Source organism: Myroides pelagicus, assembly GCF_009711055.1.
Lineage (GTDB): Bacteria > Bacteroidota > Bacteroidia > Flavobacteriales > Flavobacteriaceae > Flavobacterium > Flavobacterium pelagicum.
Genome location: NZ_WMJY01000002.1, coordinates 1 through 17547 on the forward strand (window position 1 = coordinate 1; position 17547 = coordinate 17547).

The 17547-nt window shown below is 34.2% G+C and carries 14 protein-coding genes; 10 read left to right on the forward strand and 4 right to left on the reverse strand.

Translation table 11 applies throughout. The annotated features are described in order from the left end of the window. The first annotated feature begins 174 nt into the window (after nt 1-174). The 4 genes from GJV77_RS01075 (at nt 175) to GJV77_RS01090 (ending at nt 5988) form a co-directional block, all read left to right on the forward strand. Complete coding sequence (locus GJV77_RS01075; protein WP_155034513.1) at nt 175-2607, forward strand: TonB-dependent receptor; 2433 nt, start codon at nt 175-177, stop codon at nt 2605-2607. 15 nt (nt 2608-2622) lie between these two features. After that, the gene (locus GJV77_RS01080; protein ID WP_155034514.1) at nt 2623-3888 is read left to right on the forward strand and encodes a hypothetical protein; all 1266 of its coding nucleotides are present in this window, start codon (nt 2623-2625) and stop codon (nt 3886-3888) included. Between the two features lie 290 nt (nt 3889-4178). Continuing rightward, entirely contained in the window at nt 4179-5018 is an 840-nt protein-coding gene (locus GJV77_RS01085) for a mechanosensitive ion channel family protein (protein WP_155034515.1), read from the forward strand. 37 nt (nt 5019-5055) lie between these two features. Beyond that, on the forward strand, nt 5056-5988 hold the full coding sequence (locus GJV77_RS01090) for a glycoside hydrolase family 25 protein (RefSeq protein WP_155034516.1): 933 nt from the start codon (nt 5056-5058) through the stop codon (nt 5986-5988). Between the two features lies 1 nt (nt 5989). Here GJV77_RS01090 and GJV77_RS01095 read toward each other — a convergent pair whose 3' ends face one another. Together GJV77_RS01095 and GJV77_RS01100 are read right to left on the reverse strand one after the other, a co-directional pair. After that, nucleotides 5990-7075 carry an ABC transporter permease gene (locus GJV77_RS01095; RefSeq protein ID WP_155034517.1) on the reverse strand — a complete coding sequence of 362 codons (1086 nt, stop codon included), beginning with the start codon at nt 7073-7075 and terminating at the stop codon, nt 5990-5992. A gap of 32 nt (nt 7076-7107) precedes the next feature. Continuing rightward, nucleotides 7108-9291 carry a carboxy terminal-processing peptidase gene (locus GJV77_RS01100; RefSeq protein WP_155034518.1) on the reverse strand — a complete coding sequence of 728 codons (2184 nt, stop codon included), beginning with the start codon at nt 9289-9291 and terminating at the stop codon, nt 7108-7110. Nucleotides 9292-9473: 182 nt separating this feature from the next. Between GJV77_RS01100 and surE the strand changes: the two genes are divergently transcribed. Genes surE through GJV77_RS01130 form a run of 6 tightly spaced genes read left to right on the forward strand, consistent with a single transcriptional unit; the run spans nt 9474 to nt 14021 of the window. Continuing rightward, nucleotides 9474-10241, forward strand: a complete 768-nt coding sequence (surE, locus tag GJV77_RS01105; protein ID WP_193563666.1) for a 5'/3'-nucleotidase SurE — start codon at nt 9474-9476, stop codon at nt 10239-10241. Further along, nucleotides 10229-10519, forward strand: coding sequence for a hypothetical protein (locus GJV77_RS01110; RefSeq protein WP_240142793.1), 291 nt, complete (start codon nt 10229-10231; stop codon nt 10517-10519). The genes surE and GJV77_RS01110 overlap by 13 nt, the downstream gene beginning before the upstream one ends. Continuing rightward, nucleotides 10520-11644 (forward strand): lipid-A-disaccharide synthase, encoded by a 1125-nt coding sequence (gene lpxB, locus GJV77_RS01115; protein ID WP_155034520.1) that lies wholly within the window; start codon nt 10520-10522, stop codon nt 11642-11644. It begins immediately after the preceding gene. 14 nt (nt 11645-11658) lie between these two features. Further along, entirely contained in the window at nt 11659-12258 is a 600-nt protein-coding gene (locus tag GJV77_RS01120) for a C40 family peptidase (RefSeq protein WP_155034521.1), read from the forward strand. Between the two features lie 48 nt (nt 12259-12306). Then, on the forward strand, nt 12307-12831 hold the full coding sequence (locus GJV77_RS01125; protein WP_155034522.1) for a hypothetical protein: 525 nt from the start codon (nt 12307-12309) through the stop codon (nt 12829-12831). Nucleotides 12832-12857: 26 nt separating this feature from the next. Then, nucleotides 12858-14021, forward strand: coding sequence for a ComEC/Rec2 family competence protein (locus GJV77_RS01130; protein ID WP_162521547.1), 1164 nt, complete (start codon nt 12858-12860; stop codon nt 14019-14021). 235 nt (nt 14022-14256) lie between these two features. On the opposite strand, the gene GJV77_RS01135 is transcribed toward GJV77_RS01130, so the two are convergent. Then, entirely contained in the window at nt 14257-14709 is a 453-nt protein-coding gene (locus GJV77_RS01135; protein WP_155034524.1) for a thioredoxin family protein, read from the reverse strand. A 25-nt stretch (nt 14710-14734) separates the two neighbouring features. Further along, complete coding sequence (locus GJV77_RS01140) at nt 14735-16843, reverse strand: peptide MFS transporter (RefSeq protein WP_155034525.1); 2109 nt, start codon at nt 16841-16843, stop codon at nt 14735-14737. Between the last annotated feature and the right edge of the window lie 704 nt (nt 16844-17547).

The window sequence follows — 17547 nt, forward strand, 5'->3', positions numbered from 1 at the left end:
GAGTCCTTTTACCCGCACAAAGCCTCTTCAATCGAAGGGGCTTTTTTATTTTCCTCTCTTTTCTATTCTTTTTTAGAGGATTGCTAATTGTGTATATAATACTGTGATTAGCGTATATCGTGGCTTGTATATTTGCTTTAGTTTATAATAATTCTAAATAATACAAATATATAGATGTTTAAAATTGACAAGAAATACGTACTGAGTTGGTTGTTTTTTCTCTTACTATACGTTACCAATGGAGTAGCACAATCGGGAGGAATAATAAAGGGGGTTGTATTATTAGATAATGGACAAAGCGCTATAGGAGCAACCGTTGAAGTAAAAGGATTGGGCGTTTTGGCAGTTACAGATGAGCAAGGTGCTTTTTCAATTTCTAATTTAACAACAGGTAGTTATGAAGTGTTAGTCACCTACTTCGGAAAAGAACCAGTAAGTAAGTCTGTGAAAGTATCGGATAGTGCGATGTCCTCTTTACACTATGTCTTAGATGTGGATCAAGTACATCACTTATCCGAAGTGGTAATGACTATGAAGTCTGAAAATGAAAAAGCTAAGAGAGCTATAGTTAAAGCCGAGATAGTAGACACAAAAGCAGTACAAGAGCAAGCTGTAACACTAGTGGAGATGATGAATAGATCGGCAGGTATTCGCGTTCGTCAAAGTGGTGGTCTGGGAAGTAATACAAATATTGTGCTTAATGGTTTTCAAGGAAAGTCAATTAAATTATTAAAAGATGGAATTCCTTTAGATTATTTAGGTGCGGGGTATAATATCTCAAGTACACCTGTTAATATGATGGAACGTGTGGAGGTGTACAAAGGTGTTTTGCCCACAACTATTGGGGCAGATGCTCTAGGTGGGGCGATCAATATGGTGTCAAAAAAGGTTAATGATCGATCAGTTGCTGTCTCTTATGAGTTAGGATCATTTAACACGCATAGAGTTTCTTTTAACTTTAACCATACTAGCGATGATAATCGATTTTTTATCGGAACAGATTTATTTTATAATTATTCTGATAATAATTATCGTGTAGATGCACGAGTAGTAAATCCTGAGACTGCTACAGTAGATGTTGAGCGGGTGCGTTTGTTTCACAATCGTTATCGACAGTTTTACAGTGAATTGTATGGGGGAGTTTACAATTTGTCTTGGGCAGATGAATTGCGATTTGGAATAAATAGTTTTCTAGTAAAAAGAGATAATCAGTTTGCTGCATTGATGGAAAGACCATTTGGTGCTTCCTATGCAGAGGAAAAAGCAGTAGCTATTCCTACTTTGCGCTATAAGAAATCGTTTGATGAAGGAAAGGGACAACTAGATCAGTTTTTTGCTTATAGTGAGATAAAGGGGAAGCAGGTAGATACTTTAAGAGGCTCTTATGATTGGCATGGTCAATATCACCCACCTATCAATACAGGAAGTGTAGGTGAATCTGGGAGGCCAACATTGGCAAATCTTACCTTTACAAATTTTACGTCGAGAACAGGTCTAAGTTATCAATTGTCAGATAGACATCGTATAGATATGAATGTTGTGATCAACGATTACCTACGCAAAGGGAGTGATGTGTACGGCCCGACTAGTATAGGAGATCATCCAGTAGATTTATTAAGCTTACCAGCAGAATACACTAAAGTAGTGGGAGCAATTGGTTGGAATGGGGTATTTGTCAATGAATTTATTGAAAGTTTATTACAAGTTAAGTATTATATGACTTCGGCCCGTGGGCAAGAAGTAAATGGAAGGACAGGATATCTCAAAGATCAAACGTCACGTGCTGAATCAAGTAAATTCGGAATAGCACAATCACTAAAACTTAATATCACAGAAGCATCATACTTGCGTTTGTCAGGAGAGTTAGCTACCCGTTTACCAGATCAGACGGAAATTTTGGGTGATGGATCCTATATATTGTCGAACACGAGTATTAAGCCAGAGCAAAGTATCAATTTTAATGTCGGTTTTACCAGTCAATTGGGACAGAAGTGGACAGTTGAAGGAAATGGGTTTTATCGTCTGACTGAAGATATGATTTTGACAGCGCCAATTAATTTGATTTTTGCACAGAGTACAAATGTTGAGTCTGTAAAGGGCATAGGAGTGGAGTTGGATTTGAGTTATGTACCTTGGTCATGGTTAACTTTTCAAGGAAATATCACTTATCAGGATTATCGCTTATTTGATATACAAGAGCCCTTAATGAAATATTTAGAAGGGGCTAGACTTCGTAATACTCCCTATTTATTTTCAAATTTAGGAGCAACTTTTCAATTTTCAAATGTGTTATCTAGACAAGATGCTTTACGAGCATACTATAACTTTAGCTATGTACATGCATATTATTTGAACTATATTCCTAAAGATGCTGAGCCTGGTGGACTACTTGGGTTGTGGGGTAAAGCTAAGGTAGATGCACCTAATATTATTCCTAGCCAAGCAGTACATAACCTAGGTGTTTTGTGGAAGCCAAAGCAATCTCTTCCGTTAACCATTAATGTTGAATGTAAAAATATCTTAGACAGTAATATCTATGACAACTTTAAGATTCAGAATGCTGGAAGGAGTTTTCATGTGAAGTTAAGTTATATGTTGAATTATTAATTATAAAATAGAGTAATGAAAAGACAGAATTTTAAATCAAGTATTATAATAGGAGCCTTAGCATTGTTGCTTAGCTCTTGTAGTTCAAGTGATGATTCGACTGTCGGGAGTCAAAATCCGGTAGAAGATTCGAAAGGAAAGTACGTGGTTTTGACTGCAGAATGGCAAGTAAATGATGGATCAGGGTATTACGCTACCTATGATGAGATGCCAACAGGAGAAGTGGATAATATAGGAGGGTATTCTATACAGGCAAGAAATTATGGTGGTTTTAGACACTATAAAGACTGGGTATTTAGCCGCGCGAATTTAGCAGGGGAGACGGGGATTTTACGTTATAGCATCGGAGCAAATGGGAAACTGAAAGAGAGTGGATTCATTAAATGTGGGACATCTGCTCAGCATGTAATAGTAGATGAAACGACAGGGTTTTACTTCGACGGAGAACGTGGAAATAATAAAGTACAAAAGTTTAACCCTAGTACAATGCAGCGTATAGGAGAGTTAGACTTGACATCAGCAATCGAAAAAGGAGAAGGTATTAGTAAGAATGTTTTTACAGGGATACAAACATTAGCAAGTAAGGAGGGTAAATTATTTGTAAGTATAACTTATTCACCAGAGAAGGGCAATGGAAATATTGATAATACAGGTCAATATACATTGGCAGTAGTTGATATTGCAAGTGGTCAGGTAGAAAAAACAATTACACATCATAAAGCTAGAAATCACGGCTATTCAGTGTCAGAATATCCAGCTTGGACTTTAGGAGACGATGGAGCCTTGTATTTTATGACTTTAGGTTGGGATTTTAATGAGAAAAGAGAGTTAGTGCAACAAAATGCTTTTATATTTAGAATTAAGGCTGGAGAAACGGAATTTGACAAGAAATGGGAGTTAAATACGAGAGATTTAGGGTTGCCAGACGGGGCAAGTTTATGGAGTTTCCGTACGTTGAATGGTAAATTGTATATAGATGCTTCTATTGAGAAAACATCACCGATGTCTACTAATTTCTATAATAATATTTATGCATTTTATGCAGTTGATATTGCCTCAAAACAAGTAGAAAGAATTAAAGGTGTTCCTAATACTGTTTTTGGGTTGTCAACAGGTAATGTTGAAATTGTAGATAATCAAGTATTTTTACGAGTTATAAATAGAGAGGAGGGGTTAAATGCTTATTACAAAGTAGATACAAGTGATTTTTCAGCTATTCCTGCGTTTAATGTTATTCGTGGAGGAGAGGCCAGTGGATTTATTCGATTAAGTGTAAAATAGAGCTAATCAATGCTATATATGAACACATACCTTTAGCCCTAAAGGTATGTGTTTTTTTATGAGCTTTTTTAAATAATAAAAAAACAGTATGTAAAAAGATATACAGCCTAATAAGTTAGATTGTGAATGTGTTTTAGATAACCTCTTATTGTAGCGCAATAATACTAAAATAGCTGTATTTTTGTTTCTATAAGTAAGGAATGAAAGCCCCAATATTGATGCTTAGTAGATGTGACTTTTAGGCAAAAGGGGTGTCTCAAAATATAAGAGAATAAACAGCACAAGTAATTATGTTAGATCTAAAGAATTTTCTTTCCCAGTTGTTAGAATATGAATTATATACGAGTAAGTCAATTTCAATAACGATAGGAACAGTTATATTTATAGCGTTCACATTGACGGTTACCAAATATGGATTGCGCATCCTAAAGAATACATTTATGAAGATGGCGACACCAGATGTAGCTGCGCGATTAGGAAGTGTATTTAATTTTGTTAATTATTTCATCTACTTAATTATCTTCTTGTTTATATTAAATGTTGTAGGGATTAATATCAGTATGTTTTTGACAACCTCTGCCGCTTTATTTGTAGGGCTAGGGTTTGCCTTACAAGATATTTTCAGAGACTTGATAGCAGGTATATATATCTTGATAGATAAAACATTGAATGTAGGCGATGTAATCGAAACACAAGGGCAGGTAGCAAGGGTTAAGACAATAAATTTGCGCTGTACTATTGTAGAGACACGTAATATGAAAGATATTGTTATCCCCAACCGCAAATTGATTGATGACATAGTGTATAATTGGACTCATGAAGACCCAGTTGTGCGTGCACGCATAGACGTCGGAGCATATATAGGTACAGACTGTGAGCTGATCAAGGCAGTGCTATTATCAGCCGTTGAGAATAATAAAGATGTATTAAAAGATCCAAAACCTATTGTTTTTATCGATGCATTTGGAGAGTCATCAATTCGCTTTATCCTTTATTATTTTATTGATAACTCTTTTGATAATGATCGTATCGGAAGTGATATACGGTTTGAGATAGATAAAAAATTTAAGTTGAATGGTATAAAACTACCAGTACCTGTTTTAAAATTAGATCAAGAGAAAGAAGTTTAAAATAAGCTGTGTTTTAAAGTTATTTTTAATAAAGAAAATGAGTGTATCTGGAAATAAGCAAAGCAAGGTAAAAGGAGAAGATGTATTAAAACAATTACCACGTACAACAACTCAACGTACTACTAACACAAGAAAAAGAAAGACTACGTCTAGATCAAAGAAAACAAAGCAAAGAAATAGTAATAGTGCAATCAAGAAATTGACATGGTTGGTCGCTATTTTTGTATTTATTGGTTTAGGTGTTTGGTTTGGTGTAAAATATAAGCATGCATTAGATTATTTTTTTAGTGATTTACGCGCAAAAAAAACGGAGAAGAATATGTTTGACTTTCGAACAGCTGAGGTTGTTGCTCGACATGAAGGCAAATTATTTGGTATCGATGTGTCCCATTATCAGTCAGCTATTTCATGGTCTAAGGTAGATTCAGTCATTGGGAAAGCTCCAGTAGAATTTGCATTTATCCGAGCTACGATGGGCAAAGATAGTCAGGATAAAAGATATGTAGAGAACTGGCGTGGTGCGGGTGCTAATCATATAATTAGAGGAGCATATCATTATTATCGCCCTGATGAAAACTCAACGGAACAAGCAAATAACTTTATTAAGAATGTAACGCTGACAGAAGGAGACTTTCCTCCTATATTAGACATTGAAGATTTACCAAAGAAGCAGTCTATGGAAAACCTTAAAGTTGGGTTGAAAAACTGGATAGCTATTGTAGAGGCACATTACAAGGTAAAACCGGTTTTGTATTCAGGAGAACATTATTACAATAACTATCTACACAGAGAGTTTCCAGATCATATTATTTGGATTGCTAATTATAATTTCTTCGTTGAAGAAATTAAAGATCATTGGCACTTTTGGCAATTTACAGAGAATGGTCGTATAAAAGGTATAAAAGGAAAAGTAGATTTAAATGTGTATAATGGCACAAAAGCAGATATACGTAAATTATTGATTAAATAAACTATTGTTTAACGTCTAGAGCATCTCTTAGTGCATTACCGATTAGCATGAAACTAACTACTAATAAGAACATAGCAAATCCAGGTAAAAGAGCTAAATAAGGTTTTCCTAAGAGAATGTAATTGTAGTTTTCTTTAATCATCGCCCCCCAGCTTGGTGTTGGCACTTGAGTCCCTAAACCTAAGAAGCTAAGACCACTTTCCATCAGAATAGCTGATGCGAAATTAGCTGCTGAGATAACAATGACTGGTGCCATACAGTTTGGCAAAATATGCTTTGTAATAATACGATAATCGTTGTAGCCTAGTGCACGAGCAGCCGTTATGTACTGCTGTTCTTTAGTGCTAATCACTTGGCCTCTAACTACACGGGCCACTTCTACCCACATGGTTAATCCTACAGCGATAAAGACTTGCCAAAAGCCTTTGCCTAAGGCTAATGTAATAGCAATAACAAGTAGTAATGTTGGAATAGACCAGAATACATTGATTAGCCACAAGATACAAGTGTCTATTTTTCCTCCATAATATCCGGCAATTGCCCCTAGGCTAATACCGATAACTAAGGATATAAGCACGGCTACAAATCCGATAGATAGAGAAACACGTGATCCGATGAGTAGTCGACTTAGGTAATCTCTTCCTTGATTATCAGTGCCTAACCAAAAGTTTTTTGTACGAACAATCTCGTTGATATTCTCCGTTTTAAAGGAATGCAAGGATAGTTGCTTGTAATCTTCAAGATCAGGTCTATCACTATAGGTTTTGTAAAAAAGAATGTCATTTTGGACATAATAGGTACTTATAGCAATCTGTTTTAAAGGCTCTTTTCTTCCTGTCCAATATTCGCTAAAACTTCTTTTATAGTCATCGGGAAGTTGTATATAATCAACTGAAAACCCTGGTTGTTTTGAATGTAATGCAAGATCGCCTGTATTAGCATTTGCAGTATAATCTGGAATATAGAAATAAGCCGTCAAGGATACGACGCTAATAAATATGATAAAGTAAAAAGACAAAACGCCCCAAAAATTCTTTTTAAATTTTTGGAGCGCTAATCTTGTATAAGAATAACTTGTTTGTGGCATTTTAATTAGATGCTATACATTGTTATAAGTTATTATTTCGCTTTTTCAGCACTAAAGCTTTTTAAGTCATTTAGGATATTAACTCCTTCTTCGATATATACATCACCTTGTAAGCGCTCATGCCATCTATCTCGTTTATCTTCTAAAATTGTGTCTGTTGCTACTCGTTCAATTTCACTTGGTAAAGAAGAGAATTTCAATGTGTTTTTATACTTTGAAATTGCTTTAAACTTTTTCGCTTTTTCCTCGATTTGTTTTTGACGTTCTTGGTATTTATCAAGGTTAAGAGCAAAAGTCTTTTCGTCTTTACGTTGATTAATCCATTGAGCATTTTCATCAATTAAGTTAAATTGCTCATTCGTTTTTATACGATTTCTACTCAAGTTAACGATAGGTGTAAAGTCATTTTTATAAGCTACATAATCAGCTCTTTCAATTTTATCCCATGGCATAGCATTGTCTAAGTCTCTTTCTCCCATGTCGATGTAGGAGTATCTATCTGGTAATATTATATCACTTAATACACCTTCTCTTTGTGTAGAACCTCCATTAATTCTATAAAACTTTTGTAGAGTAACTTTTAACGCTCCTAGGTCACCGAAAGGTTGTTTGCTTAGTAGTTCGTTTAGATCCACTAAGTTTTGAACAGTTCCTTTACCATAAGTATGTTCGCTTCCGATGATTATACCTCTTTTGTAATCTTGTATCGCAGCAGCAAAAATTTCAGATGCTGAAGCAGAGAAGTTATTTACTAACACAACAAGAGGACCTTCCCATACGATAGGAGTTCCTTTGTCATCTAGTACTTGCTGTTTTCCTTTTGAGGATTTCACTTGAACTACTGGGCCTTCTTTGGCAAATAACCCCATCATGTCAACAACTGTAGAAAGAGATCCTCCTCCGTTGTTACGCAAGTCCATAATGATTCCTTCAATACCTTGCTGTTTTAGCTCTTTAATTTCTTTTTGAACATCAGTAAACGCATTTCTACGGTCTTTGTTCTCGAAGTCAATATAGAATTTAGGTAAGTGAATTAATCCGTATTTTTTGCCATTCAGTTCGATAACAGCTGATTTAGCATATGTTTCTTCTATTTCAATCATTTCACGCATTAAAGAAATTACGCTAATAGTACCATCTATTTTTTTGATTGTTAAGTAAACTTTTGTCTCTTTTTTTCCTTTAATAAGTTTCACAACATTATCAAGGCGCATACCAACAACATCAATTGGCTCTTCATCAGCAGTCTGTGCTACCTTCAGAATGATATCACCAACCTCTATTTTTTTGCTTTTTTCGGCAGGTCCCCCAGGTACTAGTTCGTTGATTTCAACACCTTCAGGTTTCTTTCTTAAAACGGCACCAATTCCCTCGAAACTACCACTCATACTAGCATCGAATTTCTCTTTGTCTTCAGGAGCAAAGTAGAAAGTATGTGGGTCATAACGCTCAACAATTGCATTAAGATAGATTGAGAACCAATCTTTTCTCTCTAAATCATTTAACATGTCGAAGTACTCGTTAAGAGATTTTAAAGTGCTATCTCTTGCTTCTTCTTCTAGTTGTTCAAATGATTTTTTCTCAACTGGTTTAGTGTCTTTTTTAGTATCTTTTTTGATAGTTTCAATACTATCTTCATCTTCTTCAATAACTTCTTTACCTTCTTGTATCTTTAAGTTATCTGTTAATGTAGAAAGTACATTTAGTTTCAATTGTTTTTCCCAACGGGCTTTTAATTCTTCTTGATCCTTAGCATAAGGAAGACTGTCATAATCAGCGTCAAAAGTTTCGTCAATTGTAAAGTCAAATGGTTTTGCTAATACTTCAGCATAAATACTTTTGGCCTCTTGCATGCGTTGTGTGATACGATTGTACGATAAATCGAAGAAAGATAAATCTTTCATTAATATCATATCGTCAATTAGTAGCTCGTATTCAGAGAATTCAGCCATATCCTGTTGAGTGAAATAACGCTTCATAGGGTCTAAAGACTTTAGATATTCTTTATAGACCTTTTGAGAGAATTTATCATCGATTTTGGGAGGATCATAATGTGTACGATCCAATAGATAAGTAACTAACTCTAGTAAGAGTTGGTCTTTTTCTGGACTTTCTTTAGGTTCTTTAGGCATAAAGCTCCATAATAGAGCAGATATACCTAGTAAGATTAAAATAACCTTATAATTTCTTTTCATAAATAACTTAATAGCATTCATTAATAAGTTTTCAACTAAAGTAGTTAAAAAAGTAAAGATACGGACTAGTAACCAAATAATTATTTGTTAAAATGGAAATATAGTATCTAATGACTACTTTTTTATGGTTAGACAAGATTAGTAAAGCTTTAAAATCAGCTAATATTTACTATTTTAGCGAATGTAAATAAAAATAAGAGATGATGCAAAAACCTTTAATATTAGTAACTAATGATGATGGTATAACTGCTCCTGGAATTAGAGCTTTGATTTCGGTGATGAAAGAGATCGGAGATGTAATTGTTGTAGCGCCAGATAGTGCTCAATCTGGAATGGGACACGCTGTGACAATCAATAATACATTGACATTAGAGAAAGTAATGATTGATGAAGGATTAGAAGCAGAATACGCTTGTTCGGGAACGCCAGTTGACTGTGTAAAGATAGCGTTGGGGCAAATATTGGATCGCAAGCCTGATTTATGTGTGTCAGGAGTAAATCACGGTTCTAATTCGTCTATTAACGTAATATATTCAGGGACAATGAGTGCTGCGTTAGAAGCAGGTATGAGTGGTATTCCAGCTATAGGTTTTTCACTACTAGATTTTAGTTGGAACGCAGACTTTGAACATATCAAACCTTTTATTATGAAAATTACACGAGAGGCTTTGAACAAAGGTATTCCGGCTGATGTAGTATTCAATGTTAATTTTCCAAGACTTAGTTCAGATGAGATCAAAGGAGTGAAAGTTTGTCGTCAAGCTAAAGCTACATGGGTAGAAACGTTTGATAAACGTATCAGTCCACATGGGAAAGAATACTATTGGCTTAAGGGAGAATTCATTAATCAAGATAAAGGAGAAGATACGGATGAATGGGCTTTAGATAATGGATATATATCGTTAGTACCTGTTCATTTTGATATGACTTCTCATCATTCAATTAAAAGCATTAATGCATGGGATCTATAATGGATAGTCGTCTAGTAGGTATGTTGGTTGGTTTCTTGTCAGGACTTGTTGTAACGATAATAGGTTCAGAGATTTACTTGCTTTTATTTACTCATTTTGATTTGTTTAGTGACTTTGACTTTATAATAAAAACAGGGTTGTTAGGAAGAATCATGGCGATAGGAAGCCTATTCAATTTAGCTTTGTTTACTTTTTTTATTACAAAACGTTACGACTTTTATGCGAGAGGGTGTATTTTAGCAGTCTTTATCATAACTTTGATTACATTTATTATCTAGATGAAGTATTATATTATAGCAGGAGAAGCATCAGGAGATTTGCATGGTTCTAATTTGATGAAATCTATTTATAAGAAAGACCCTCAAGCAGATATTCGCTTTTGGGGAGGGGAATTGATGGAAGGTGTCGGAGGGAAGCTAATCAAGCATTATAAAGACCTCGCTTTTATGGGGTTTATAGAAGTAGTTCAGAATTTACGTACCATTTTACGCAATATTTCATTGTGCAAAAAAGATATTGAATCATTTAATCCTGATGTTTTAATCTTTATCGATTATCCTGGCTTTAATATGCGTATAGCAAAGTGGGCAAAGAAGATAGGAATACCAACACATTACTATATTTCGCCACAGATATGGGCATGGAAAGAAAATAGAATAAAGGCAATCAAGCGCGACGTCGATTATATGTATGTTATTCTGCCTTTTGAGAAAGACTTTTATGAGCAGAAGCACAATTATCCTGTGACATTTGTTGGACATCCGTTGATAGATGCTATTGCACACTATCGGGAGAAAGAACATGAAGATTTTAGAGTCAAACACAACTTAGATGAGCGGCCAATCATCGCATTGCTACCTGGAAGTAGAAAACAAGAGATAAGTCGTTTGTTGGGAGAAATGCTTTCCGTGATACACAACTATCCACAATATCAATTTGTAATAGCTGGTGCGCCTGGTCAAGAACCTGTATTTTACGAGCAATTTATTCAAGATAAAAACATTTCATTTGTGTTTAATGAGACTTACGCCTTGTTAAATATAGCTCATGCAGCTTTAGTAACATCGGGTACGGCTACTTTGGAGACGGCTTTATTCCGTGTGCCTCAAGTAGTTTTATACAAAGGAAATCAGATATCATATGAAATAGCTAAGCGAATTATTACCTTGCGATATATTTCATTAGTAAATTTGATAATGGATGATGATGTTGTTGTAGAATTAATCCAAGGGGATTGTAATTCTAAGCGTATTGAAGAAGAATTTAAAAAAATAGTAGAAGGTGATGATCGAGAAAAGCTATTGACAAACTACGATAAGTTAATAACAAAACTTGGTGGTGCTGGAGCAAGTGATCATGTGGCGGATGAAATAATAAAAAATAGTAAACACCTACTTAATTAGTAAATAAGAGCACTATGAAAGTACTAAAGAATATAGTTTTACCCCTTTTGTTACTTAGTTCTGTATCAATTAATGCCTCTGTACAAGACAAGTTAGAACTAAATAATAATCCTGTAAAGGCACAGACCATAGTGCTGAAAGAGAGTAAACAAGTTGATGAAGACATTCAAGCACAGCTTGATGTGTTATTAGATGAGTTTATGGAGGAGCTAGATAAGACTGCATATATGATTACAGATGATATATTAAGTACTGCTTTTGACTATGAAGGTGTACGATATCGCTATGGGGGGACTTCATATTCGGGTATTGACTGCTCTGGATTAATTGTTAATGCTTTTGCTAGTACAGATTTGAACTTGCCCCGTACTTCTAGAGATTTAGCAAGAGTGGGTGAGAAAGTGAAGAAGAGCAAAGCTAAGAAGGGGGATCTTATATTTTTTAATACAAGAGGAAACCGCATTAGTCATGTAGGAATAATTACTGAGGTGACGCCAGATGACATTAAATTCATCCACTCCTCAACGAGTAGGGGGGTAATTGTTTCTTCTATCAATGAAAATTATTATAAGAGACGGTTTGTTCAGATAAATCGTGTGTTATCAGATAATTAAGTTTATCTTTTAAAGATATTTTGGAGAGAGTTTTGATGCTTTTTATATATGAAAGTATTGAAATTCTCTTTTTTATTTTATGCTATATTTCTTTGTGTAGGGATTATCTTACAAAGCTATGTGGCTTTTGTTTTTAGTATTGTCGTTCTTGTTATTTCACTTTGTTTTTTGTGGATAACTAGTTGGAAGGCCTATAAGGTAAGAGCGGTTCGATTAAATGCTATCCTCTATGGAGGAAGTATTAGTTTGATCTTTTTTTGTTTGGGTCATCTAAGTATGAGCTTTCAAGTGTTTAAAAAGTCATTAATTGATTTAAGTCATACGAATGAATCCTCACTAGTTTTTGTTATCGAACAGAATTTGCCCTCAAGTACGGTAAATAATAATCGTTATATCGCTAGAATCATTAACGTTGATGATCAGATAATTAATAAACCTTTGCTGGTTAATTATTTCAATAAAAATGGTGAAGAATTAGCAGTTGCCCGTACTTATTATTCTAAATCAACTCCTAGAGTTCTTAATTCATCAAAAATAAAGGAAGTTTTGATTATCAAAGGTATATGTATGTAACTTTTCAGATAACAGAACAGGTTTATATGTCAGACGTTTTGGAATTAGGTGAAAGTAATTTGTGGAGAGATCGATTGCGTAGGTTTAGAGAGTTTCTGATAAACAATGTTAGTCATGAAGAGCAATTGACTACAACAGCTAAATCATTTGTCTTAGCTCTTGTTTTTGGTGATAGAAGTATGCTAGATGCAGATATAAAAAGCAAATTCAGCACACTTGGTATTATGCATATTTTAGCGATTTCGGGTTTACACATTGGCATAATCTACCTGTTGCTTTTAGGGGTAGTAAGTTACTTTAATCGCAAAGTACGCTTTGTTTTAATAACTATTGCCCTATGGTTTTTTGTCTTCCTATCCGGTTTTTCTCCTCCTGTGTATCGAGCTGTTCTGATGTTTAGCTTTATCAGTTTGAGTTTTGTGCTCAATCGAGATACTAATTTAGCGAATAGTGTAGGAATAGCATTGGTCGTTAGCCTTTTACTAGAGCCTTTGTTAATATATAATGTAAGCTTTCAATTATCCTATTTAGCAGTATTAAGTATTGTATTTTTCTATCCTTTAGTAGGTCGAATTAAGGGCAAATATAAATTAGTAAATTACTTTATTGATATACTATTAATCTCTACAGTAGTCCAAGTAGGACTTATTCCCTTACAATTATACTATTTTGAGCAGTTTTCATTTGGGTTTTTAATCGGGAATTTAATTGCTATACCTGCAGTGACTATCTTACTTATTCTCTCCATTTTCAATGTATTTATACTAGTGATTTTTGGACGCATCTCTTTTGTCTTTACAGAAGTTTTGAATATAACAACTGCTGGGTTTACTTGGGTGATCGATCAGTTACAGTGGTTTAGTTTTTTAGTTTTTGAAGGAGTGAAGATTAATCAGTATCAAATTGGTATCTACTTTATGTCAATTATATGTTTGTATTTTATTTATCGTACAAGGAAAAAACTATGGTTAATCCCTTTACTGTGTTCGTTTAATTTGTTTGCAATTCTCTCTAATAGTAAGTTATATGATGATGTTCATAAGGAATACCTAGTGTTTCCTTATGTTTATAAAAAGGATACTGTAAAGTTTTTTTACTATCAGAATGATGCGTTAAAGCACGTTTATTTTTTAGAAGCGGAAAAGGTTGTGCGTATTTTGCCCTTTCAACAATATACCTTTTTGTTTTAACTGAAGATAGTCCATACTATTTATCATCGGTTCATTACGAATATCTAATTGTCAGTGGGAAAGTTCAAATTAACTATGATCGATTGTTTTCTCAGTGTCGGTTTAAAGAAGTCATTATTGGTAATCGTACACCTTTTTGGATTAGGAAATATATAAAAGATAGTTGTACAAAAAACAATATCCCTTTTCACGATGTATATGAAAAGGGATATTGGCAATTATAAAATGGATATATCTATATCTGATTTAATAGTTTTTCTGGAGTTTGGTAACCGACAATAGTTTTATTTACATTTCCTTTGTCGTCAAAGATAACCATTGATGGGTATCCGGGAATTCTTAAAAACTCGGTAAAATCATGTGTTGCATTTTTGTGCTTTCTATCTGAATCAAAACCAGGATTGGTATATTTCACTCCTTTGTAATTGATAGTTTCATTTCCTTCCGCATTAAACTTTACAGCATAATAGTTCTTGTTGATGTATTCAATTACTCCTTGATCTGAAAAAGTATTAGCATCTAGCATTTTACAAGGACCACACCAGCTTGTAAAAGCATCTACAAAGATAGGCTTTGGGTCATTTTTCTGAGCCTCGAGGGCTTCATTAAAAGATATCCAATTGATAGACTGTGCTTGTATAGTTAGAGTCGTTAGTGATAGTGCTAAGAATAAAAATAGTTTTCTCATGAATTCAATCCGTTTGTTTTTAATGTTATTTTACTCCGTGCATTAATTTTTTAAGCACTGGGTTTAATGCAATAACCAAAATACCTGCTATAATTGGTACTACTGTAAAAATTAAGAAAAATACTGAAAGAGAGTATTTCTCAGTAATCACCTCAATTTGCCCTCCTAATTTGGCTGCTAGATTATTTCCTATTGCGATGGCAAGATACCACATTCCAAACATTAAAGCAATCATTCTTGGAGGTACTAATTTCGATACATAGGACAGTCCAACAGGTGAGGAGAATAACTCACCTAAGGTGTGGAAGAAGTAAGCGAATACAAGCCACATCATAGAGACTCTTGTGCCCTCTGTGATACCATGTGATCCATAAGCTAAAATCCCAAAACCAATAGCCATAATAATTAATCCTAATCCATATTTAATAGATGCTGGTGGATTGTACCTTGAATCCCATAGTTTTGATACTAGAGAAGCTAATGCGATAATAAAGAATGAGTTTAGGATAGAAAACCAAGAAGCTGTGATCTCTATCTGATTGTCATTAAGGGCAGTAACTTCTGCTTGGACGATTGTTGCTTGTTTATCTGCTTTTTCAAATTCGCTAATTAAAAGGTCCTTTTGCTTATTAGATAAGATATTGTAATTTCCTAGTTCTTTGTATATTTCAACAGGTTGACCTATTTCATAAGTTTCCAATTGAGAAATACTAGCTGTATGCTTGACTACATTATCTCCTTCTTTTGGTTGATTTGCTGCAGATAAAGCAATGTACTCATAAATTGGTTGGTTGTGTTTATCAACTACAGGCTTTTGATTATCATCTAGTATTTGTTGTTTAATTGCTGAATATGTAACTTCATATGTGGTTGACGACATATCACGTGACAACATCCAAATTGCAGTACCCCAAACACCAATAAAAGTAATTGCCAAAACGATGTTTGAAATAAATGCTTTTTTGATAGTCTGTTTAGCCAATAAAATTAGCACCCACGATATAATAATTAGCGGTACTACAGTCAATAGAATATTGAAAATATTAAATATAGTTGCTGCATTTCCTGACAGTATACGCTGTGTATTATCTCTTGCAAATACAATTAGTGAAGTAGCTCCTTGTTCGAAAGACATCCAAAAGAAAATGGTGAAGAAGGCAAATACAATTACTGCAATCATTCGATCTCTTACGATTCTTGGATAACGAATGATACGAGAGATAATCAAATAGAGAAATATTAATAGTCCAGCTAAGATTACGACTGTTTTTCCATCATACCCTAAGATAGTTTCAGGAAATAAACGTATTTGTCCAACGATAAAGAAAGCATCATCGAAAGCGTATAAAAATCCAATAATTGAAGTAATGATTATAAGTATATAATCTGTGACTGTAAAAGGGTTGCGCTTCTTGCTCTCCTCTGGTTCTTCAACAGCATTAGCAAAAGTCTCTTCATTTACTTCTGCAATCTGAATGTTTTTGTTTGGAACATCTCCAATGTTTCCAAAAATTGGTTTGGCTAACCAAAATTGTAATGTTCCTAAAAGCATGAAGATACCTGCTAGTCCAAAACCATAGTGCCACCCAATGCGTTCACCAATGTATCCACATAACATCATTCCGAAGAAAGCTCCGGCATTCACTCCCATGTAGAAAATGGTATAAGCTCCGTCTTTTTTCTCAGGAAAAGATTTATACATTTCAGATAGGATAGAAGTCATATTTGGCTTAAAGAACCCAGTTCCTATTACTAGTAGTATTAAGCCTAAATACATAAAGAATTCAGTCTCTAGTGTCATGGAAGCATGTCCCAAAGTCATAATTAAAGATCCCAAGACTACAGCCCAACGATAGCCAATATATTTGTCCGCTATGATTCCTCCAAAGATGGGAGTAATGTATAATAGTAAGGCATAGGTAGCAAAGATTGCACTGGCATCTACCATGTTCATTTCCCAACCGGGGTTAAGTCCAATTACAGACATCGTTAAGAATTGAATAAGTAATACGCGCATTCCGTAGAAGGAGAATCGCTCCCACATCTCTGTAAAGAATAGAACGAATAATCCAGAAGGGTGACCAAGGACTTTGCTGTCGAAAAAGTCCGGTTGTGTCTTAGTGTCTACTTTCATTATTTATTTCATGTTTTAAGGTTTGTCTTTTTATTTTGATTGTCAAGGCTCTAAAAATAGTAAATTAAAGTTAATAGTAAAGATTATTTGAAAATTTAAGACATATATTTGTGTGAATGAGACAGGTTTGAATACTATTTAGAGATGAGTCTATGCTAGTCTTATCTCATAAAAAGCAATCGTAAGAGTCATGTGTCAAGTAAAAGCAATAGCTATTTGTATTGTTTAAAATGAGAAAATAGCTCGTTTAGCTCTATTGGATTTGTATTACATAAGGACTAATACAAAATACTTGTAGAGGTATTTTGCAATTCTAGAAATATCCTAATAATTTAGTGTGAAAAGTGAGTCCGAGAACTACCGTACCAATATTAGTTTCTAATAAATAGGGGAGACTAAGGGAAGTGTGCTAGCATTTTTTGATGTACTTTAGGTAGAAGTACCAAAAATAAGGTGAATTGAAGAAGGTTTACAAGGGTAAAGGATAAAGCCTTGCAAATACTGCTGTTAATTGTTGAACTGATGATGAAATAAATAAAGTAGAAGACATACTATCCTTTTTACATTTCGAAAAGCTATTATTTTGTCTATTATGGTATTAGTATGATACTAAATAGGGGATTTTTTCTAATAAAAAGTCATTTGTTTTAGGGTATAGTGATTTTAAAATAAGGACTTTTGTTGCCAAGCTTGTGCAATGCGTG